This is a genomic window from Lysinibacillus sp. RU7, assembly GCF_057837305.1.
In genome coordinates this window covers 81,263-103,724 of the sequence record NZ_JBYQFK010000015.1, presented here as the reverse complement: position 1 = coordinate 103,724, position 22,462 = coordinate 81,263, and the positions used below count along the sequence as shown (strand labels likewise).

20 protein-coding genes and 1 other annotated feature are annotated in these 22,462 nt (G+C 38.9%); of the genes, 15 read left to right on the top strand and 5 right to left on the bottom strand.

Annotated elements, in window-relative coordinates; all coding sequences use genetic code 11:
• Window positions 1–93 precede the first annotated feature (93 nt).
• The 4 genes from AC3II9_RS12510 (at window position 94) to AC3II9_RS12495 (ending at window position 4,576) form a co-directional block, all read left to right on the top strand.
• Window positions 94–897 carry an alpha/beta fold hydrolase gene (locus AC3II9_RS12510; RefSeq protein ID WP_489155897.1) on the top strand — a complete coding sequence of 268 codons (804 nt, stop codon included), beginning with the start codon at window positions 94–96 and terminating at the stop codon, window positions 895–897.
• Window positions 898–1,054: 157 nt separating this feature from the next.
• On the top strand, window positions 1,055–2,602 hold the full coding sequence (locus AC3II9_RS12505) for an alanine/glycine:cation symporter family protein (protein WP_489155895.1): 1,548 nt from the start codon (window positions 1,055–1,057) through the stop codon (window positions 2,600–2,602).
• 229 nt (window positions 2,603–2,831) lie between these two features.
• Window positions 2,832–3,326 carry a sigma-70 family RNA polymerase sigma factor gene (locus AC3II9_RS12500; protein ID WP_489155893.1) on the top strand — a complete coding sequence of 165 codons (495 nt, stop codon included), beginning with the start codon at window positions 2,832–2,834 and terminating at the stop codon, window positions 3,324–3,326.
• Window positions 3,323–4,576: a DUF4179 domain-containing protein gene (locus tag AC3II9_RS12495; protein WP_489155892.1), complete on the top strand. Its 1,254-nt coding sequence runs from the start codon at window positions 3,323–3,325 to the stop codon at window positions 4,574–4,576. The genes AC3II9_RS12500 and AC3II9_RS12495 overlap by 4 nt, the downstream gene beginning before the upstream one ends.
• Before the next feature lie 38 nt (window positions 4,577–4,614).
• On the opposite strand, the gene AC3II9_RS12490 is transcribed toward AC3II9_RS12495, so the two are convergent.
• The 5 genes from AC3II9_RS12490 to mnmL form a co-directional block, all read right to left on the bottom strand.
• On the bottom strand, window positions 4,615–5,898 hold the full coding sequence (locus tag AC3II9_RS12490; RefSeq protein ID WP_489155890.1) for an ABC transporter permease: 1,284 nt from the start codon (window positions 5,896–5,898) through the stop codon (window positions 4,615–4,617).
• Between the two features lies 1 nt (window position 5,899).
• The gene (locus tag AC3II9_RS12485; RefSeq protein ID WP_489155889.1) at window positions 5,900–6,583 is read right to left on the bottom strand and encodes an ABC transporter ATP-binding protein; all 684 of its coding nucleotides are present in this window, start codon (window positions 6,581–6,583) and stop codon (window positions 5,900–5,902) included.
• 132 nt (window positions 6,584–6,715) lie between these two features.
• On the bottom strand, window positions 6,716–7,312 hold the full coding sequence (locus AC3II9_RS12480; protein WP_489155908.1) for a LysE family translocator: 597 nt from the start codon (window positions 7,310–7,312) through the stop codon (window positions 6,716–6,718).
• A gap of 170 nt (window positions 7,313–7,482) precedes the next feature.
• Window positions 7,483–8,064: a tRNA 5-(aminomethyl)-2-thiouridylate-methyltransferase MnmM gene (mnmM, locus tag AC3II9_RS12475; RefSeq protein WP_489155887.1), complete on the bottom strand. Its 582-nt coding sequence runs from the start codon at window positions 8,062–8,064 to the stop codon at window positions 7,483–7,485.
• Entirely contained in the window at window positions 8,061–9,017 is a 957-nt protein-coding gene (gene mnmL, locus AC3II9_RS12470) for a tRNA modification radical SAM protein MnmL/YtqA (protein WP_489155885.1), read from the bottom strand. Before mnmL ends, mnmM begins: the two co-directional genes overlap by 4 nt.
• A gap of 852 nt (window positions 9,018–9,869) precedes the next feature.
• Here mnmL and AC3II9_RS12465 point away from each other — a divergent pair.
• The 11 genes from AC3II9_RS12465 to AC3II9_RS12415 all read left to right on the top strand — a co-directional run bounded on the left by AC3II9_RS12465 (window position 9,870) and on the right by AC3II9_RS12415 (window position 22,403).
• A complete protein-coding gene (locus AC3II9_RS12465; protein ID WP_489155883.1) occupies window positions 9,870–11,042 on the top strand; it encodes an MDR family MFS transporter in 1,173 nt (390 codons plus the stop codon).
• 98 nt (window positions 11,043–11,140) lie between these two features.
• Window positions 11,141–11,764: a LysE family translocator gene (locus tag AC3II9_RS12460; protein WP_489155881.1), complete on the top strand. Its 624-nt coding sequence runs from the start codon at window positions 11,141–11,143 to the stop codon at window positions 11,762–11,764.
• 78 nt (window positions 11,765–11,842) lie between these two features.
• Window positions 11,843–12,057: a binding site (T-box leader), on the top strand.
• A 124-nt stretch (window positions 12,058–12,181) separates the two neighbouring features.
• Complete coding sequence (gene leuS, locus AC3II9_RS12455; RefSeq protein ID WP_489155879.1) at window positions 12,182–14,596, top strand: leucine--tRNA ligase; 2,415 nt, start codon at window positions 12,182–12,184, stop codon at window positions 14,594–14,596.
• A gap of 270 nt (window positions 14,597–14,866) precedes the next feature.
• Window positions 14,867–15,643: a uroporphyrinogen-III C-methyltransferase gene (gene cobA / locus AC3II9_RS12450; RefSeq protein WP_489155877.1), complete on the top strand. Its 777-nt coding sequence runs from the start codon at window positions 14,867–14,869 to the stop codon at window positions 15,641–15,643.
• Between the two features lie 11 nt (window positions 15,644–15,654).
• Window positions 15,655–16,407 carry a sirohydrochlorin chelatase gene (locus AC3II9_RS12445; protein WP_489155875.1) on the top strand — a complete coding sequence of 251 codons (753 nt, stop codon included), beginning with the start codon at window positions 15,655–15,657 and terminating at the stop codon, window positions 16,405–16,407.
• Window positions 16,394–16,540 (top strand): YezD family protein, encoded by a 147-nt coding sequence (locus AC3II9_RS12440; RefSeq protein ID WP_391368447.1) that lies wholly within the window; start codon window positions 16,394–16,396, stop codon window positions 16,538–16,540. The genes AC3II9_RS12445 and AC3II9_RS12440 overlap by 14 nt, the downstream gene beginning before the upstream one ends.
• A gap of 21 nt (window positions 16,541–16,561) precedes the next feature.
• Window positions 16,562–18,346, top strand: coding sequence for an assimilatory sulfite reductase (NADPH) flavoprotein subunit (locus AC3II9_RS12435; RefSeq protein ID WP_489155873.1), 1,785 nt, complete (start codon window positions 16,562–16,564; stop codon window positions 18,344–18,346).
• A gap of 12 nt (window positions 18,347–18,358) precedes the next feature.
• Window positions 18,359–20,074: an assimilatory sulfite reductase (NADPH) hemoprotein subunit gene (gene cysI / locus AC3II9_RS12430; RefSeq protein ID WP_489155871.1), complete on the top strand. Its 1,716-nt coding sequence runs from the start codon at window positions 18,359–18,361 to the stop codon at window positions 20,072–20,074.
• A 35-nt stretch (window positions 20,075–20,109) separates the two neighbouring features.
• Window positions 20,110–20,721, top strand: coding sequence for a precorrin-2 dehydrogenase/sirohydrochlorin ferrochelatase family protein (locus AC3II9_RS12425; protein ID WP_489155869.1), 612 nt, complete (start codon window positions 20,110–20,112; stop codon window positions 20,719–20,721).
• Window positions 20,722–20,980: 259 nt separating this feature from the next.
• Window positions 20,981–21,496: a sigma-70 family RNA polymerase sigma factor gene (locus AC3II9_RS12420; RefSeq protein ID WP_489155867.1), complete on the top strand. Its 516-nt coding sequence runs from the start codon at window positions 20,981–20,983 to the stop codon at window positions 21,494–21,496.
• Window positions 21,489–22,403, top strand: coding sequence for a hypothetical protein (locus tag AC3II9_RS12415; protein ID WP_489155865.1), 915 nt, complete (start codon window positions 21,489–21,491; stop codon window positions 22,401–22,403). The genes AC3II9_RS12420 and AC3II9_RS12415 overlap by 8 nt, the downstream gene beginning before the upstream one ends.
• Window positions 22,404–22,462 lie beyond the last annotated feature (59 nt).

Sequence of the window (22,462 nt, the reverse complement as noted above, 5' to 3'; positions counted from 1 at the left end):
TAGGTTAGACAATGGAGGTAGCGAAAATGATGGAGAAGCAGTTACTTTCACACTTTTTAAACATAATGAACGAGAGTTTTAGGAGGAAGTCCAATGTGGAAATGGGAAGCTGAGGGGCAGCCGAAAGCGGTTGTTGCTATTTTTCATGGCGCTTATGAGCATTATGCATGGTATGCGTGGCTGATTGAAAAATTGCGCAGCACAGGATTTCACGTTGTCATGGGAGATTTACCGGGGCATGGTGTACAAACAAAAAATCATCGCTATCATGATGAAGATTTTAGTGAGTACTACACATATGCAAAACAATTAGTAGAAGTCGCTCAGACCGATAATTTGCCGGTATTTATTATTGGAAATGGGCTGGGTGCTACAATTGCAGCACGTGCTGTATACCGAAATAAAGTGGAATGTGCAGGTCTCATTATGGTGTCACCTTGGTTGCAACTAAAATTAGAACCAGGAAAACTATCCAAAGCGTTATCAAGTTTAAGTGCTATTACATCAAGTGTAAAGTTAACGCATGAGATTACCCATAATCGATTAACACGTAATTTTGAAGTATATGGTGAAATGAAAGATGAAATACCGTTTAACACCGTTGTGACAGTGAAATGGTATCGTGAGCTTCAACAGTTATTAAAAATGTTAAAAGACCCCGAAGTAAAGATTTCTTCGATCCCATTACTTGTCATGACAGGTGGGCGAGATAAAATTACAGATACAACTGCCTCTAAACAATGGCTTGTGCAACAAAACTCGAAAAGTTTTCAATTCAAAGAGTGGCCAGAATGCTTAAGTAGTTTATTTTTTGAGTTTGAACGGGAAGAAGTATTTTTATTAACAAAAGACTTTATGCATAATAGTCTGCGATCACTAGGCTATATTATTGATTAACTATAAAAACGCAGTAGGGTGAGCCTATTGTGTTTTTTTGTATTTAATTTCGGGATTAACTATTTTAAATTTTAAAAAAATTGGTTGAATGACGGTTCTTTTTGTAATATAGTGTATTTCAAACTAATAAACTATTTCAAAACAAAGGGGGTATTATATGGAAAGTATTGTTACCTTTTTGAACAATATTTTTTGGGGACCTTGGTTTATTTATGGGATCATGTTAATCGGTCTTTTCTTCTCCATCATTACTCGATTCCTTCAAGTCCGCCATATTAAAGAGATGTTCACTCTCATGTTTAAAGGGGAAAAATCGGAAAAAGGAATTTCCTCCTTCCAAGCGATGTCTATTGCGCTATCAGGTCGCGTAGGTACCGGTAATATTGCAGGTACTGCCACAGCCATTGGGATGGGTGGCCCAGGTGCAGTGTTCTGGATGTGGGCAATTGCTTTTATCGGAGCAGCGACTGCGTACGTAGAGTCGACATTGGCACAAATCTACAAAGAAGAGAGAGAAACAGAATATCGTGGTGGTCCAGCGTTCTATATTGAAAAAGGCATGGGGCAAAAGTGGTTTGCTGTTATTTTTGCAGTAGCAGCATTACTAGCAATGCTTGTTTTAATGCCTGGTGTTCAATCAAATGCGATTGCTGGGGCAATGAATAATGCATTCGGAATTGATAATTGGATTATCGGTCTAATTATTGCTATTTTACTTGGGGTTATTATTATTGGTGGGGTTAAATCGATTGCGAATGCAGCACAAGTCATTGTACCGTTTATGGCTTTAGCGTATATTTTAATGGCGATTGTCATTATTGCCATGAATATTGGCGAGGTACCACGTGTCATTGCACTTATTTTCTCAAGTGCATTTGGCGCTCAGGAAATATTTGGTGGTATTATAGGTTCTGCCATTGCTTGGGGCGTAAAGCGTGGTATTTATTCCAATGAAGCGGGTCAAGGGACAGGAGCGCACCCTGCGGCAGCTGCAGAAGTATCTCACCCAGCAAAGCAAGGGTTAGTACAGGCGGCATCAGTTTATATTGATACATTACTAATCTGTTCGGCTACGGCATTTATGATTTTATTTACAGGTATGTACAATGTACACGATGAAAGTGCAGAAAAAATACCGGTAATGGTGGATGGTGAAGTGCATATGGTCAACGATGAGCCATATGAAATTTACCCAACACTTTTCACAGGTGAATTTGGTAATGAAGATTATACAGGTGATGCACAAATTTCTTATGCGCAAACAATTAAAGAGGGTGCAGCGTATACACAATATGCAGTAGATGAAGCGTTACCAGGCTTTGGTGCACCATTCGTAGCGATTGCATTATTCTTCTTTGCTTTCACAACCATCATGGCGTACTACTATATCGCAGAAACAAACGTTGCCTATCTACTCTCTGGTACGGCAGAAAAAATTGGGATTTGGATTGCGAAAATCGTCATTATCGCAACAGCGTTCTACGGTACCGTACGTACATCGGACTTAGCGTGGGCGATGGGCGATGTCGGGCTTGGTTTAATGGTATGGATTAACGTCATTGCTATCTTAATCATTATGAAACCAGCGATCGTTGCATTAAAAGATTACGAGAAACAAAAGAAAGAAGGCAAAGACCCAGTATTTGATCCGATTAAATTAGGCATTAAAAATGCAACATTCTGGGAAAATCGAAATAAAAAATAATAAAGTAAGAGCTGCTTCGAACCTTTTGAAGCAGCTCTTTATTTTGTGGGAATTAATAGACAAAATGTGTATGTTAATAGACAAAGTGAACACGTTAATAGACAACATTCACCTATTAATAGACAAACTGAATAGATTAATAGACAAACATAAAATTTTTCATAAAGAGATTGAACGATTTATAAAATAGCCCTGTCTAATACATAAAGAAAGTAAAGAAGGTGGGATTATGGAGGAAATAGCGAAGCGTGCCATCAAGGGAGACCAACAAGCCATTCTTGCTCTGCTAGAAGTATACGAGGAAACATTGTATCGAACAGCCTATGCGTATTTACGCAATGAACATGATGCACTTGACGCCATGCAAGAGTTAGCGTACCGGGCACTAAAGAAAATGCATCAAGTAAAAGAACCTGCATACGTAGGTACATGGCTCGTACGTGTGTTAATTAATATTTGCCTCGATATGAAAAAGAAACAAGTCCATTATGTATCTCACGATGTCGAATCAAGCTACATACACGAAACCAATTTTGAAGTACTCGATTTAATTAGACAGTTGCCAGCGCAAGAGCAGCAGGCCATTTATTTAAAGTATGTGGAGCAGCGGACAAATAAAGATATTGCACACGTACAAAATATCCCTGAAGGTACGGTAAAATCACGTGTACATCATGCACTACGAAAGCTACGACTACTATTTGGCCAAGGAGGGAGAGGATGATGACCCCATTTGATGCTGAAAAGCTAAATAAAGAATTAGATCAAATTAAAGTACCAAAAGGTCAGTTGGCGAAAACTAGAAAAATAGCCTTCAAAGAAGTACAACAGGAAAAGCATCGAGCAAACAATTGGCGTTATTATACAGTGCTCACAGCTACTGTTGCGCTGGCACTTATCCTTTCTATACGTTATATTCCGCTCGTTGCAGATACCGCAAAGCGTGTTCCAGGTTTCGCGGACGTTGTGTCATTTATAACAGACAATCAACAACACGATTACGAGGAGCTTCATATTACAGAAACTAAAAATCATTTAACCCTCACAGTAAAAGGGGTAATAGCTGACGAAACAGGAATGAAAATTCATTACGCACTGGAAGCACCGTATGATATTTCAGAACTTCCTATAAAACAGGTAACAATTTTACAGGATGGTAAGAGAATAGATGGGACAGTTACTTACGGTTGGTCGGTCGATGGGGAGACGCAAAAATCTGTAGAGGATGTCATTTATAAATTTGTTGAAGGTGAGGATTTACCTAATCAGAAGAACTTTGAGCTTCAAATGACATTTGGAGATAAGGAGAACACAACTTTTAAAATCCCATTTACCATAAAAAATGATGTTGTGAAAAAGCGTATATACAACATTAAGCGAAACCTTTCATATGAGGGACAAAAGCTGATTGTAGAAGATGTAACGGTCACACCAACAGCAACGCGTCTTCGTATAACAGCGGCTAATAGCAACTCAATGCAAATTTTATCCCTTGGTAATGTACGTGTTTTAAATGAGCAAGGTAAGCCGTTCAATACATTAGAAGGTGGGTTAATAGCTTTAGGCGATATTTCTTACGGTGAAGTGACTTATTTATTTGACAGCAAAGCACTTGAAGCCAGTGGTCCACTTACAATTGAAATTGAAAATATGAATGTGTTACCAAAGGACGATAATTATATTGAAGTAGATTTCATCAAGCAAGAAGTTTTAAAGCAGCCAGCAATAGGAAACGTAACATTTGAAGTAAAGCAAGATAGCCTCATCAAGATTGGCACAGAAGAGGGAAAAGAGGTGCGTCTTAGTCATGCCATAGATGCAAATGGCAAACGCTTTGAAATGGAATCATTTTCTAGTTCATGGAACGAAGTGGAATATACGTATCCACCACAAATGAAAAACCCAGTAAAAATATATTTTTACGATTATCCAAATACATTGCAGTTTAAGGAAGAGATTGTAATCTACGAATGAAGAAAACAAGGATGAGCGCAGATGCTCATCCTTGTTTTTTATAATTCTTGACGTAATGCATGGATTACTTCGATCTTCGTTGCTTTATGTGCTGGTCGCCAGCCAGATAAAATCGCTACAAGTAGGCTAATGCTACCGGCAATCACCACTAGGCTCAATGGAATGGTAGAGAACGTAATATCATAACTTGTTAAATCGGCATCTGATAAAGCAAAGGCTAGTACATGTGGTAAAATAGCATTAGCACTAAAACTAATCGCGTACGATACAATAATCGCTAAGCTTGTTCCTAATAGCCCGATAAATGCACTTTCCATTAAAAATAAGCGTTGAATGAGTGCTGGTGAGGCACCAATCGCCTTTAATACCCCGATTTCACGTGTTCGCTCTGTGACAGCCATGGTCATCGTATTAAAAATACCGATAGAGGCAATTAATACGGCAATCGTTCCGATGAACACAAGACCAATTTTAAAGATTAAGAAGAATAAATCCATTTCCTCTAATTGTTCCACAACAGAATATACTTGATAGCCTTGTTCTTTTAACTTTGTTAACACAGGCATTACATGTTCTAAAGAATCTACATAAATCCTTGAAGATGGATAGGTCATTAACTGTGGGAATGTAGTCATAAGATCTTGTCCAAATTGAATAGAGGTATCTTGGTACCACTCGTAAGAAGGTGCTTTTAATATACCGACAATAGTAAAGGTTGTTGGCTCAGAAAGTGTACCATCCTCGTCTAGTGTCAGTGTTAAAACGACTTCCTTCCCTAAAATATCGCCTTTGTAGCCTTCCTCTTCTCCGTTATACCATGTTCCGTTCGCTTCTGCTTCCTTTGATTTTCGCTCAATCTCTGCTTCATCTGCTTTGTTTAATAAGCTTTGTGCATAATGATAGCCAACTACGATTTCATTCGACGCTTGTGGTAGTCGGCCAGCACTTAAGTTAGATGGAAGCTTTGCCTGTGCATCCATATCGATCATAATCCCTTGCGAATGACCCGTTCGATCCTCAAACGTCGATTGTACAACGCCACTAATGTCTGCTTTTTTTAGTACGACATTCACGTGCTCTAAGTTATTAATCCATTGTTCATCTTTGGCAGATAAGCTTTCTTCACCCCAAAGTTGGATTTCTGTAATTTCTTCTTGGTTTAACAATTCATTTCGCATCGTATCTTGTATACCAAAGCCGATGGACGCGAGGACAATTAAAAAGGCACAGCCAATCATTGCGGCTAGTACAGTTGTTGTGACACGTAGTTTATTTTTTTTCATATGTTGCCAGACAAATTGTAATTGATCTTTAAATAGCATCTTAAATTTCCTCCATTAATAATCCGTCCGACATCCGCAAGATTCGGTTGGCGATAGAAGCCACTTCCTCATCATGGGTAATAATGACGAATGTGACGTTGCTTTCTTTGTTTAATTGTTGCATGAGCTGTAAAATTTCTTGTTCGGTTTGCATATCTAAACTACCAGTTGGTTCATCTGCTAATACAATCGGTGGGTCAGTAATCATAGCACGTGCAATGGATACGCGCTGCTGCTGTCCACCAGAGAGCTCATTTGGATAATGATCGGCCACGTCTGTTAAGCCGACTCGTTTTAGCATATCCTGTACTTTTTTCTGACGAATTGTAGGGCTAATCCCTTTTAGCTTAAGTGGTAATTCAATGTTTTCCGCCACATTCTGTCCAGGTAACAGCTGGAAATTTTGAAAGATAAAACCGAAGTGCTGTAAACGAAAAGCAGCACTTTGCTTCTCAGTAAAATGGGCGGTTTCAATGTCGTTTATTTGAATAGAGCCATTATTCGGCTTTAAAAAGCCTGCGATGACTTGCAGTAGTGTCGACTTCCCAGAGCCGCTTTTTCCGACAATGGAGACAATTTCTCCTTGCTCCACATTAAAATCAATGCCTTTTAATACTTCTACCTTTTTTTCCTTACCCTTTTTGCCAATCATAAATGCATGATGTAATGATTGAACTGTAATCATATGCTCATTCCTTTATATTTTAATAAGTTAAGTGTACAAGCTGAATCTGAAGATATAGGATGAAGCTTTCTGAAGATTTTCTTAAGAAATAGCAAAGAGGATCAGAAAGTTGTTACTTTCTGACCCTCTTTGTTACTTCTCTAATGCGAGCTTTATACCAAATCCAACTAATACAGCACCAGTTAAACCTTCAATCACCATTTTTGTTTTTGGCTTTTTCATAAAGGCGCTAATTTTATCTAATAAATAGACGTAAAATACAAACCATAAAGCGGTTAATCCTGTATAAATCAGTCCCATCATTAAAAATGGACCGAATGTATTGCTTGTGCCATCAACAAATTGAGGTAAGAAAGTTAAGAAAAATACGGCCACCTTTGGATTCGTGACATTGGTTAAAAAACCTTGTTTAAAGCATGAGTGCCCCGTATATTTATTGCTTTCTTCTAAATCCTCCAGCTGTTGCTTCTGGAGATTTCTCATCGCCCACAATGTTTTGATCCCCAAATAGCATAAATAAACCGCCCCTACGTATTTAATAGTAGCAAATAAATAAGCTGATTTCACAACGATTGCGGATAGTCCGACAACTGCAGCGAATGTATGAATAAGTAAGCCACAGCATGAACCGAGCATTGTTTTTAGCCCACCAACTCGCCCCACGACTAACGTATTTTTAGTAGACACCGCCGTATCAGGTCCAGGCAAAATAATCAACAACATACACATGACTACAAATAACGAGATATTTATCAATTATAAGACACCTACTTTTTGTTGAATTCTAAAAATTATGAAATTACTATACCATAAATGCTACTAACTTAGAATATTCTGATGAATGGAAGTGGGTGTTTGATACAAGCAAATGTCCCTAAAAAGAGCTAAGGGTGTGTCCCTCAGCTCTCGGTTGTATATTCTTTTACTTTTTCTAATGCGATAATAAATGGTGGATTGTTTTTTTGATTTAAAAATTCATAACGTAGGACGTGGATGTATTTTTGAGGTAGATTGCTTACAAAACGAATGACCTCATCACGTTCCTCTTTGCCGCCTTCATGCCCGTGATAAATGACTAATACAATGATGCCGCCAACCTTTAATAGTGTTAGTAAACTTTCGAGTGCTTGAATCGTTGTATTTGGACGCGTAATGATGTTATGGTCACTTCCAGGTAAGTAACCAAGGTTGAAAATAGCGCCAGCAACCGGTTTTGTCACGTGTTTTGCTACGTTTTCATGTCCATCATTCAGTACAAGTGCACGGTGCTCTAGTGCATGGTCAAGTAGACGGTGTAATGTGGCATCGACCGCTTGTTTTTGTACATCGAATGCATAGACAAAGCCATCATCCCCAACAAGTTGCGCTAGAAATAGTGTGTCATGTCCATTGCCAGCTGTGGCATCTACAGCAATATCGCCTTCTTGAATCGCCGACTTTAATAATGTTTGTGCGTATTGAAGTACCCGTTCTAGTTTCATTTTGCCGTGTCCGCCTTGTAGTATTTCCCTTGCCATGAGTCGCGACGTGCAAGCTCTGCATCAATTCCATTTAATACTTCCCATTTATTGACACTCCACATCGGTCCAATCATTAAATCAATCGGTCCGTCCCCCGTAATGCGGTGAATAATCATATTAGGAGGTAGCACTTCCAACTGGTCAGCTACTAGCTGAATATAGGCATCTTGCTCCATAAACTCAAGCATGCCTTTTTCATATTGTTTGACGAGCGGCGTGCCTTTTAATAAATGAAGTAAGTGAATTTTAATTCCTTGTACATCGAGCTTTGCCACTTCACGTGCCGTTTCCATCATCATCTCGTAATCTTCCAGCGGTAAGCCGTTAATAATATGTGATACGATTCGAATATTGTGCTTACGTAATTTTTCTACACCTTCTACATATGTTTGGTAATCATGTGCGCGGTTAATTAAGTTTGCTGTCTTTTCGTGTACAGTTTGTAAACCTAATTCGACCCAAAGATACGTCCGCTTATTTAACTCGGCTAAATATTCAACGACATCATCTGGTAAACAGTCCGGGCGTGTCGCAATACTTAATCCCATAACGCCTTCACAAGCAAGTGCTGCTTCGAATTTTTCCTTTAATACTTCAAGTGGTGCATGGGTATTTGTATAGGCCTGGAAGTAAGCCATTGTTAAGCCATCTTTCCACTTGTTCTCCATCTTTGCTTTAATTTTTTCGAATTGTACGGGGATTGGATCGACTTTATTCCCAGCAAAATCACCAGATCCCGCAGCCGAACAAAACGTACAACCACCAAAGGCAACCGTACCATCTCGGTTTGGACAATCAAAGCCAGCATCTAGTGCGACTTTATAAACTTTTTTACCGAACTCATTTCGCAGATAGCGATTCCATGTATAATAACGCTTCCCATCAGATGGGAAGGGGAAATTTGTTTCTGTCATATATGTCACTCCTCTAACGCTTTATTCTAACATGTAGAGGAAAACAAGTCATTGGCTAATCATTATGTTACTCTAAATGAGCAAAAATTCATCCTAAAAATACCATTTAAATAATGAAAGGTTTGTATCATAGCCTCCGCGCTTTGCCACAGCCTACACAGGAGCTAAAACAGGCGTGTCCTGTTTGGATCTCCTGTTCCGGCTCCTGTGGCTACGGCAAAAGTCAATGCTTCTCGATGTGCTAGAAAAATATTTCTCTTATCTATATAGAAGGCATTTGTTTTTTTTAGAGTCAGAAAGAGTATTTGAAATAGGTGAATGCACGACCTTTGTTAAATCAGCCTACTTTTTTAACTCTAAATTTTAAAAACCGACTATATAAAGGAAATCATTTTCTTTCTATTTGCAAGTGTAATTACCCAGTCTCTACCGTAATAAATGAGAATTTTCCTTTATTTTTAGCGAGGTGTGTTAATTAACAAAATAGTTCCTTTATAGAAGCGTATTTTTACGCAAAACATGATCAAAAATGACTTGCCAGTTGATTGAAGCGGAATCGGCGAGACTCCTACGGGAAAAGTATGAGCTGAAGACCCCGCAGGAGCGAGGTACGAGCGACGAGGAGGCTGAAGCCATGCCCGTGGAAAGCGAGCCGAATGGAGCGGAAATCAACGGTTACTCAACTGGTAGTATATGTTTATAAATTTGCTCGTTATGAGATGCTATAAAAAATAAAACGTAATTTTAAAATAGTTTGAAAGAGGCTTTGAATAGAAAAAATTTCTTCTTGTATATTTCAACAAACAGGCATAGACTGATATTTTGTGAATCGAAGTAAATGGAGGACGGATTGTGCCAAAGCGTGTATGGTTTTTAATTGTTGGGATGTTTTTTAATACAGTTGGCAGCTCTTTTTTATGGCCTTTAAACAGCATATATATTCATAATCATTTAGGCAAAACGTTAACGATGGCGGGCATCGTGTTAATGCTTAATTCGTTGGCTGGTGTTTTTGGGAATTTACTTGGGGGCTATTTGTTTGACCGTATCGGTGGTTTTAAAACAATCTTCTTTGGTGTAACTGCGAATCTTGCGGTGTTAGGACTACTCACAATATGGCATGACTTCACACAATACGTTGTGTTTTTAACTTTCTTAGGTTTTACGTCAGGGATCATCTTTCCATCGATGTATGCACTAATTGGCAGTACATGGTCAGAAGGTGGAAGACGCGCATTTAATACATTATTTTTAACGAATAATGTAGGAGTAGCGATTGGACCGGCATTGGCAGGGATTATTGCAGATATGAATTTTGAGTATGTGTTTATTACGAATTTAGCTACATATTCTATTTTCTTTATGATTGTGATTACAACGTATAGACGTTTTGATATAGACGGTATGGCGCCTAAAAATATTATTGCTGAGGGAGGGGGCGTTCATGTAAAGGCGCCACTTTATGCGATTTTAATTTTAAGCACGTCACTGATTTTATGTTGGCTATCTTATACGCAATGGAGTGCGACCATTTCTTCTTATACACAGGAGCTGGGGATGAGTTTATCGCAGTATAGTGTACTGTGGACAATTAACGGTTTGCTCATTGTGGCGGTACAACCAATTATTCGTCCGCTTGTCCGTCATTGGGAAGACAAATTAAAAAATCAGCTTGTATTCGGTTTGTTACTCATGTCAGTATCTTTTGTTTTTGTGTATTATGCGGATGATTTTAAAATGTTTGTGACGGCAATGGTTGTACTGACACTGGGTGAAGTGTTCTTTACACCCGTTATCCCAGCCATCGCCAATAAACTGGCACCTCAAGGGCGACAAGGGTTCTATCAAGGTATCGTCAATAGTGCGACGACGATAGGGCGTATGATTGGTCCGCTACTTGGTGGTTTTATGGTGGATCTGTATGGTATGCAAGTACTGGCAGTCATTTTAACAATCGTATTGATCGTTGCGATTATCCCATGTTTACTATTTGACCGCCCATTGAAACGTATGAAGTTCGAATAGACATTTGTACTGCTCCTTTTGTTAGGATTAAAACTCTCTTGGAATTTTTATTCAACTCGAGTTATAATTATAAGAATTATTTTACGAGGAGTGACGGAATGCAGGAGATTTGGATGTTTACAGCAGTGGCACTCATGATTGTCATGGTGCCGGGAGTGGATTCACTTCTTGTGTTGAAAAATACAATGATACATGGAAAAAAAGCTGGCTTCTTTACGATGGTAGGAATTGTCGTTGCCCTTTTTGTCTGGACAACCCTTGCAGTTTTAGGTTTGGCTACTATTATTTCAAAGTCCATCGTTGTGTTCTTATTTATTAAATATGCAGGGGCAGCGTATTTAGTGTACTTAGGAATCCAATCATGGCGTGCAAAGGCGCAAAATATGATGTTGCAAGAACAGGCTGCACAAAGTCATCATAAAAATGCCTCTTTAAGCTGTATGGTGCAGGGGATTACGACGGATTTACTAAACCCGAAAACCCTACTATTATATGTCACATTAATGCCGCAATTTATTCAACCAGAGTTTAATGTAAATTCGCAATTGATTTTATTAGCAGGTATTCTCATTGTTTTATCGATTGTCTGGTTAGGGATTGTCATTTTTGTGATTAACGGTATTCGAAAATGGTTTATGAAACCTGTTGTACAAAGTATTTTTAATAAAATGACAGGTATATTATTAATCGGAATCGGTGTTCGAATCGCAAAAGAGCAATGACCTAAGGGTGGGAATCCAACCAACATAAGAAAACACTTGTGCTTTTTACATTCTTCCATTAAAATAAATGCAATATTATGAACGACTATGATGAGGAATAGTAGGTTTGGATACTTTTAAGAGAGCTAGCGGTTGGTGTGAGCTAGTATGAGGATAAACTGAACTCGCCTCTGAGTTTGCCATTCGTGAAATGAGTAGCGAATAGCCGTGTTTTCGCGTTAAGAAATTTGAGCTGAGTGCAGTGTCACTAATGTGGGTGGTACCGCGGGAGTTAAAATTCTCTCGTCCCTTCTTTTACGGAATGGGGCGAGTTTTTTTATTTTTTGAAATATTTCGCCAATTCAGCTTAAAATATAGACGGTAAAGCGAATACTAGAAAAAGTCGAATGTAAAACCTTTATAGAGGAGGAAATTATTGTGAGTTTTAATCATCAGCAAATCGAAAAAAAATGGCAGCAATATTGGTTAGATAACAAAACGTTCAAAACAGAAAATGAAGAGTCAAAACCAAAGTTTTATGCATTAGATATGTTCCCGTATCCATCAGGTGCAGGTCTTCACGTAGGTCACCCAGAAGGTTACACAGCAACAGATATTTTATCTCGTTATAAGCGTATGAACGGCTATAATGTATTGCACCCAATGGGCTGGGATGCATTTGGTCTGCCAGCAGAGCAATACGCGCTAGATACAGGAAATGATCCAGCTGAATTTACGGCAAAAAATATCGCAACATTTAAGCGCCAAATTCAAGAACTTGGTTTCTCTTATGACTGGGATCGTGAAATTAACACAACAGACCCAAGTTACTACAAATGGACACAATGGATTTTCACTAAATTAGTGGAAATGGATTTAGCTTATGTGGATGAAATTCCTGTCAACTGGTGTCCAGCACTTGGTACAGTACTTGCAAACGAAGAAGTAATCGATGGTAAATCAGAGCGCGGTAGTCACCCAGTAGAGCGTCGTCCAATGAAGCAATGGATGCTGGCGATTACAAAATATGCAGATCGTTTAATCGACGATTTAGAAGAAGTAGACTGGCCAGAATCCATTAAAGATATGCAACGTAACTGGATTGGTCGTTCTGAAGGGGCACAAGTGAAATTCACAGTGGCTGGTACAGATAACGACTTTGAAGTGTTCACAACACGTCCAGATACGCTATTTGGTGCGACTTACTGTGTGCTTGCACCAGAACATAAATTAGTTGCTGAAATTACGACACCAGAGCAAAAAGAAGCGGTTGAAGCCTATTTAGAAAAAGTAAAAATGAAGTCTGACTTAGAACGTACAGATTTAGCGAAAGAAAAAACAGGTGTATTCACAGGGGCTTATGCAGTGAACCCTATTAGCGGGAAAGAAGTACCGATTTGGATTGCTGACTATGTACTTGCAACATATGGTACTGGTGCGATTATGGCCGTTCCTGCACATGATGAGCGCGACTATGAATTTGCAAAAGAATTTGGCTTAGACATCGTGGCAGTACTTGAAGGTGGCGACATTGAGAAAGAAGCGTTCACAGGTGACGGTTCACATATTAATTCTGACTTCTTAAACGGTTTAAATAAAGAAGATGGTATTAAAAAAGCAATCGAATGGTTAGAACAAAACGGCGTTGGTGAAAAGAAAATTTCGTATCGCCTACGTGACTGGTTATTCTCACGTCAACGTTATTGGGGCGAGCCAATTCCAGTGATTCACTGGGAAGATGGTACAATGACAACAGTACCTGAACATGAATTGCCACTTGAGTTACCAAAAACAGATAATATCCGTCCTTCTGGTACAGGTGAATCACCACTTGCCAATATTGAAGAGTGGGTAAATGTTGTAGACCCTGTGACAGGTAAAAAAGGTCGTCGTGAAACGAATACAATGCCGCAATGGGCTGGTTCAAGCTGGTACTTCTTACGCTACATCGATCCAAACAACGATAAGCAACTAGCAGATCCAGAGTTACTAAAACGTTGGTTACCAGTAGATATTTATATCGGTGGTGCAGAACACGCGGTTCTTCACTTACTATACGCTCGCTTCTGGCATAAAGTACTGTACGATTTAGGGGTCGTACATACGAAAGAGCCATTCCAAAAGTTATTTAACCAAGGGATGATTCTAGGTGAAGGTAACGAAAAAATGTCAAAATCAAAAGGCAATGTCGTAAACCCTGATGAAATCGTAGAAAGTCACGGTGCAGATACGCTTCGTCTATACGAAATGTTCATGGGACCACTAGAGGCATCTGTCGCTTGGTCAACAAATGGCTTAGATGGTGCACGTCGTTTCTTAGATCGTATTTGGCGTTTATTCGTAACAGATGAAGGTAAACTAGCGGACAAAGTGCAAGTATCAGATGATAAAGCACTTGAAAAATCATATCATCAAACTGTGAAAAAAGTGACAGAAGATATTGAAGGAATTCGCTTCAACACAGCCATTTCACAAATGATGGTATTCATTAACGATTGCTATAAAGCACAAGTTATTCCACAAGCGTATGCAGAAGGCTTTGTGAAGTTAATTGCACCAATCGTGCCGCATATCGCAGAGGAGCTTTGGGCAATTTTAGGACATGAAGGTACAATTTCATACGTAGAATGGCCAACTTATGATGAGTCAAAGCTTGTTGACGACGAAGTAGAAGTAGTTGTACAAGTATTAGGGAAAGTACGTGCGAAAGTAAAGGTAGCAAAAGATGCTTCGAAAGAAACATTAGAAGCAGCTGCACTAGCAGATGAAAAAGTACAAGAATTTATCGCTGGAAAAGAGATTGTCAAAGTCGTTGTTATTCCGGGTAAATTAGTCAACATTGTTGTGAAATAAACATACATGATGAAGAGCTATATGTAGGAACATTCCTATACATATAGCTCTTTTCTTTATCGTTTAGGAAGAAATTTTTTAAAAATTCTAAAACATAGTTGACTAATAGGTATTATATGCTTATAGTATTGTTAACATGTAATTCATTCCAAAAACAAAATCGATTGCTGACTATAAAAAATAGAGGCAATTTTAATCTAGATTTACGTACTTCCATATACGGTATTTAGATTAAAATTGCTTTTTTAGTACCTAAAAGGGGGTATAACAATGGGAAAAGTATATATTGTAGGCGCTGGACCGGGGGACGCAGAGTTAATAACAGTAAAGGGGCTTCGTGCTATTCAGGAAGCGGATGTCATTTTATATGACCGTTTAATTAACAAGCAGTTACTTGAATATGCGAAAGAAGGTGCAGAATTAATCTTTGTCGGAAAGCTGCCGAAATATCATGGCGTTATTCAAGAGCGTATTCATAGTTTGCTCGTACAACACGGGAAAAAAGATAAAGTGGTAACACGTTTAAAGGGTGGTGACCCATTCGTATTCGGGCGCGGAGCAGAAGAAGCAGAGGTGCTAGCAGAAGCGAATATTCCATTTGAAATTGTACCTGGTATTACAGCAGGCATTGCCGCACCGGCCTACGCAGGGATTCCTGTAACGCATCGCGATCATAGTTCAAGCTTTGCGATTGTCACAGGACATATGCGTGAAGGGAAAGCGGATTCGATTAAGTGGGAAAGTTTAATCGGTATTGATACACTCGCCATTTATATGGGGGTTGGGAATCTTCCTTATATTTGCGGGCAACTTATACAATACGGGAAATCAGACGATACACCTGTTGCGCTCATTCATTGGGGTACAACAGATATACAACGCACAGTAATCGGTACATTAAAGACGATTGTACAAATTGCAAAAGATCAACAAGTCGAAAATCCAAGCATGATTATTATCGGGGATGTAGTAAATGTACGTGAGAAAATTCAATGGTTTGAAAAAGAGCAGTATTACAAACAACTGCGTCAAGAAATTTCAGTATAAGGGGTGAGGCTATGCAAGCTGTTTTATACGTTGCACATGGAACCCGTGTCAAAGCGGGGGTTGATGAAGCACTGCGCTTCATTGAGAAAGTAAAGCCTAGAATTGATGCACCGATTCAGCAAGTAAGTTTTCTTGAGCTAGTACAGCCGTCTATTTTGCAAGGTGTGACGAAGTGTGTACGGCAAGGAGCTACTGAAATTGCTGTTGCACCGATTTTATTATTAACAGCTAATCATTTAAATCATGATATTCCAAATGAAATAGCTGAGGCAAAAAAGCATTTTCCACACATACAATTTACAATTGGAGAAGCATTTGGCGTTGATGAGCGGTTGGTGGAAACATTACACCATCGATTAGTAGAAATGGATGAAGAGGTAAAAGGTGCAAATGTTTTGCTAGTGGGACGCGGCAGTAGTGATCCGGCGGTGGAAAGAGATTTAGGGGAAATTGCGGCATTATTGAAGAAGAAGGCCGGTTTACATGAAGTAGCGACATGCTACCTATATGGAAAAGGTGTCTCTTTTGAACAGGCATTACAGCGGCTATTAGCTGAAAACCGCAAAACATTTATTATTCCATATCTTTTATTTTCAGGCTTATTAAAGCAGCATATCGAAACAAAAATTACAGAGGTTCAACATGTAAATCAAGCGATTATATTATGTAACTGCCTTGGTTATGACAAGCAAGTGCAACATGTATTTGTTGATCGTATTCATCAATTAATGGGGAAAGGGAGATGTATTTATGAGTACGCGTAAAGAGAATGTCGAAATCACATTGGAGAACGTAAAGAAAATGGTTGATTCCATGCGGTACGGCACGATTACACTTGTAATTCAAGATAACTATGTCGTACAAATTGAAAAAAATGAAAAAATTCGTTTGAAATAATGAAAATGAGGGGCGAAAAACGTGACATTACAAGTAATTAATAGTCCATTTACAGAACAGCAAGTGAAGTTGTTGAATGAGGTCATTCCGAATTTAACAGAACAACAAAAGGCATGGTTAACAGGTTATTTATCAGCTGCCACTGCTACAAGTGTACCAGTCGTTGGGCAAGAGGTAGCACCGGAACCGATCCAAGTACAAACAAAAGACATTACGATTTTATTTGGTTCGCAAACGGGGAATAGCCAACAATTAGCGAAAAAATTAGCTGCCACGATTGCGAGTGAAGAACATAATGTAACAGTTTCTTCGATGAGTGATTTCAAAGTAAATAATTTAAAGAAATTAGATCATCTATTTATCGTAGCGAGTACACACGGTGAAGGGGAGCCACCAGATAATGCGATTAGCTTCTATGAGTATTTACATAGCAAGCGTGCGCCACAACTACCACAATTAAAATATTCTGTTTTAGCACTGGGTGATACGTCTTATGAGTTTTTCTGTAAAACGGGGATTGACTTTGATGAACGCTTAAAAGCATTAGGTGCAAAGAGCATTGTACCGCGTGTTGACTGTGATGTGGATTACGAAGCAGCAGCGAACAAGTGGATTGAGCAAGTAAATAGTGTCTTAGCAACAACGGGTAGTAGTGCGACTATAAAACCTACTAATCAAATAAGTAATGTTAGTAAGGAGTATTCGCGCAATCAGCCTTTTTTGGCAGAAGTATTAGAGAAAATTAATTTAAACGGGCGAGGTTCCAATAAAGAAACGGTTCACTTAGAGCTCTCGCTTGAAGGCTCGGGTTTACTATACGAGCCAGGGGATGTCCTAGCTATTGTCCCTGAAAATAACGACCAGCTTGTAGCTCTTTTACTAACAACCTTACAATTCGATGGTTCACAACATGTGACACTGGAAGGCAATGAAGTCGCGCTACAAGAAGCATTAAAGAAATTAGATATTACAGCATTATCTAAAACATTGCTCAGTAAATTTGTACCATTTACTGCAAATGAAGCATTAGCAAAGTTACTAGAAGATCGCGAAGCATTAAAAGCGTATGTATACGGTCGTGATGTGATTGATGTTGTGCAGGAATTTGGACCATGGACGTGGACACCACAACAATTTGTCGAGCAATTACGCAAAATCCCAGCCCGTGAATATTCTATCTCAAGCAGTTATGCTGCTTATCCAGAAGAAGTTCATTTAACAATTGGCAAAGTGTTTTATGAAACAGCTGGTCGTTACCGTGAAGGTGTTGTGTCAGGTAATATAGCGTCGAATGTAGAAGTTGGCGATCAACTAGCCGTGTACGTGAAGCAAAATCCAAACTTTAAATTAGCAGATCCAGCAACACCGATTATTATGATTGGTGCAGGAACAGGCATTGCCCCATTCCGTTCATTTTTACAAGAACGAGAAGAGCAAGGTGTTGTAGGGAAGTCATGGCTGTTCTTTGGTGACCAACATTTCGTCACAGACTTCTTATACCAAGTAGAATGGCAAAAATGGTTACAAGAAGGTGTATTAACAAACTTAAACATTGCCTTTTCTCGTGATCAAAAAGAAAAGATATACGTCCAACATCGTCTACTGGAACAGGCGGAGGAAGTATATAAATGGATTGAAGCAGGTGCAGTCATTTACTTATGTGGTGATGAAAAAACGTTAGGGCACAGTGTACATGAAGCACTTATTACAGTAATTGAACAACAAAAACAAGTATCACGCGAAGAAGCGACGCATTATGTGAAAGAATTACAAGCACAAAAACGTTATCAACGTGATGTGTATTAAGGGGGAAGAACAATGTCACAAAAAATCGTATTGCCACCACAAGAAGGACCATTAAGTGATGTAGAACGAATTAAAGAAGAAAGTAATTATTTACGTGGAACGCTAGAAAAAACGATGGAATATCCGATTAGTTCGGGTATTCCAGATGATGATAATCGTTTAATGAAATTCCATGGTAGCTATTTGCAAGATGACCGTGATTTACGGAATGAACGAGCAAAATCCAAACTGGAGCCCGCTTATCAATTCATGGTACGTGTTCGAACACCAGGTGGAGTGGCAACAGCAGCACAATGGTTAGTGATGGACCAATTGTCAGATGAAGTTGGAAATGGCACATTAAAATTAACGACACGTCAAGCATTCCAATTGCACGGCATTTTAAAATGGAACGTCAAAACATTTATGCAAGGTATTAATGATGTATTGTTAGATTCCATGGCTGCATGTGGTGACGTAAATCGTAACGTTATGTGTAATGCAAATCCATACCAATCGAAATTACATGAAGAAGTATTCCAATGGTCTGCAAAATTAAGTGAGCATCTATTACCGCGTACGACAGCCTACCATGAATTATGGTTAAACGGTGAAAAGGTTGTGGATACACAAGAAGAGGTAGAGCCAATTTATGGGTCGCTGTATTTACCACGTAAATTTAAAATCGGTATTGCCATTCCACCTCATAATGATGCAGATATTTATTCGCAAGATATTGGCTTTATTGCGATTGTGGAGGATGAAAAGCTAGTCGGTTTTAACGTATTAGTTGGTGGCGGTATGGGCATGACGCATGGTGACAATGAAACATACCCGCAACTTGGACGTTTATTAGGCTTTATCACGCCAGATAAGCTACTTGAAACAGCAGAAAAAATTATTACAATTCAACGGGACTACGGGAATCGTAAAGAACGTAAAAATGCGCGCTTTAAATATACAATTGACAAGCGTGGCTTAGATTGGTTTAAGGAAGAGTTAAACCGCCGATTAGGATGGCAAGTACAAGAAGCACGCCCATTTCAATTTGATCATGTAGGTGACCGCTATGGTTGGGTGAAAGGGGACGATGGCAAATGGCACTATACATTATTTATTCAAAACGGTCGTATTAAAGATTTTGAAGGCTATCCGCTAAAAACAGGCTTACGTGAAATCGCGAAAGTGCATACGGGTGAATTCCGTTTAACAGGGAATCAAAATCTTGTCATCGGTAATGTATCACCACAGAAAAAGAAGAAAATTGATGAGCTTTTAAAGCAATATAATATTACGGCTGGCGAGTTTTACTCAGCACTTCGTCGTAACTCCATTGCTTGTGTATCACTCCCAACATGTGGTCTTGCGATGGCAGAGGCAGAGCGCTATCTACCATCGTTAATCGATAAAATGGAAGAGATTTTAGATGAAGTCGGCTTACGTGATGAAGAAATTGTTATTCGTATGAGTGGTTGCCCAAATGGGTGTTCACGTGCAGCAATGGGTGAAATCGGTTTTATCGGAAAAGGACCGGGCAAATACAATCTATACTTAGGTGGCGGCTTTACAGGGGATCGTTTAAATAAAATATACCGCGAAAATATTGGGGAAGCAGAAATCTTAGCGGAATTACGGCCAATGTTAGCACGCTATGCAGAAGAACGTACGCCAGGCGAACGTTTCGGTGATTTTGTCATTCGTGCAGGGTATGTGAAAGCGACAACAGATGGCACTAATTTCCACGCTTAATATACAAAGACAATAACAAAAGAGGTGGTGATTTGATGCTACCGATTAGTGTGAAACTAACAAACAAGAAATGCATCGTTGTCGGTGGAGGAAAAATCGCATACCGTCGTACAAAAACACTGCTTGAAGCAGGAGCAAATATTACTATTATTAGTCCGGAGCTGTTAGTAGAGCTACGGTTACTTGTAGAGCAAGGCAGGGTGAAATGGCTTGCGCGCCCATTTGATGAAGGCGATTGTATCGGTGCCTCTTTAGTCATTGCTGCGACGAATCGCCGGGCTGTCAATGCACGTGTGGCGGTAGATTGTCAAAGCAATCAGCTGATCAATATTGCGGATGACCCGGAAAATAGTAACTTTCATTTTCCTGCCATTGGGCGTAAAGGTGCTTTATCCATTGCAGTTTCTACTGAGGGAACTAGTCCCGTTTTAGCAAAGACTATTCGTGACCAAGTAATGGAACAGTTTGACGATGGGTTTGAACAATATATGATATTTGCTAAAGAAGCACGTGAACTGATTTTATCGTTAGGATTTACAGAGGAAAGAAAGCGGGAATTATTAAAAGAAATTGTCGATCAGCAATATATTTATCTAGAGGCACAACAGCAATTTTTAGCACATTTAAAAATACGGTTTTTACATTAAAGTCCAGCTACGGTTCCATTCCTTAAGAAAGGGTGCATCTATCTTCCATGTTGATTTTAATAAAATGTAAAAAAGCTATCCAATATTGGTTTGATTTATTTACGAAAGTAGCAAAGCAAACGGTGGGTGATTGTTAACGATAAAAGCAGAAAAGCTATCCTGTATAGGGATGGCTTTTCTGCTTTTTTATAAATATTTCCTGATAATTCGAAACTATTTTGGGAAAATATGCGACTATAAGGAAAAGAGAGGTGAGGGTATGACAAAAGAGCTACAAGAGGCCATGCAAATGTATGGGGAGTACTGCATGCGGGTTGCGTATTTATATGTGAAAGATTGGACAGCAGCAGAAGAAGTTGTACAAGATGTATTTCTAGCATATTACCAGGAAAAAGATCGTTTCCGCCAAGCCTCTTCTTTAAAAACATACTTAGTCAAAATAACTGTACATAAAAGTCATGATTACCTTCGTAGCTGGCGTGCGAAAAAGAGACAACTCATCGCACCGTTTCAAATGAAAACGAAAGAACAATCGATTGAGCAACAAGCGATTAGGCAAGATGAGCGTCGTATTTTAGTCGATGCTTTGCTCAAATTGCCAATGAACTATCGAGAAGTGTTAATTTTACATTATTATGATGACTATAAACTGCGAGAAATTGCAGACATTTTAGGAGTTAGCGAAAATACAGTGAAAACGAGGGTTAGTAGAGGAAGAGAGAGGTTAAAGGATGTGTTGCAACAAGAACAATGGGAGGTGTTACTGCATGACTAAATGGAAGGAGCAAATTGACCGTGAACTTGGTACAGAGCAAAGATTTACACCAGCATTACAAGAGAAAATAGAAGGGAAGGTGGGAAGGAAGCGAAGTGTGGATTGGCGATATGGAGTGGTGCTGCTCGGAATGGCGGCTGTATTAGTACTCTTTTTCATTGTTGGACCAAGTCAAACGATAAAATGGGAGAACACTACATCGCTAGAACAATCGGATAGGTCAATTAAAGCGTTTTATATTAGTATATTGCCAACAGAAGAAGAAAAGTTTACTGCAAGAAATGGTTGGTATATAGGTATTAAACGTTATACGAGTGCACAAGATCGACAATTTATGCAGAGAATATTAAGTGAAGCAGAGCCTGGTGATGCGGCTATTCTTTCGCACCATGATGGACAAGATTTATTGGTAGAACTAGTATCTGGTGAGCAATTATCATTAAAGTTTTATGATTTTTCCTCTTGGGTTGGATTTAAAAATGTGACAACAGGGGAGTTTTATATTTTAGCGGGTGAGGATGCCGCTACGTATTTAGCAGAGTATACACCAAAGTTGAATCCGGCATCGTTTTTAGTAGCAACGTGTATATTGTTATTACTGAATGGACTTGCAGAGAAGTGGTTAAAAAAACGTTATCATATTAGTGGAAGAAATATACGATACGCCAATAAAAAGCATTATTGGATCATGACAGCAGTTAGTTTATTCTTGACGATTGGAACGATATTTTTACTTCAAAACTTTATGCTTCATAAAGGGTTATTAATATTAATCATTGGGGGAATATTGATACTTGATTTAGTTTTTGTTCAAAAATATGAGGAGCTTGAAGTAGTAAAGAAATTTTCATGGGTTCGAACAGGTATCACAATAATGGTAGTTACTATTGGGGTGTCTTATCTATAATAAAATACCTATTTTCCAAATCGATGTTATTATGTAATATTGTATGTGTAAAAGGTATT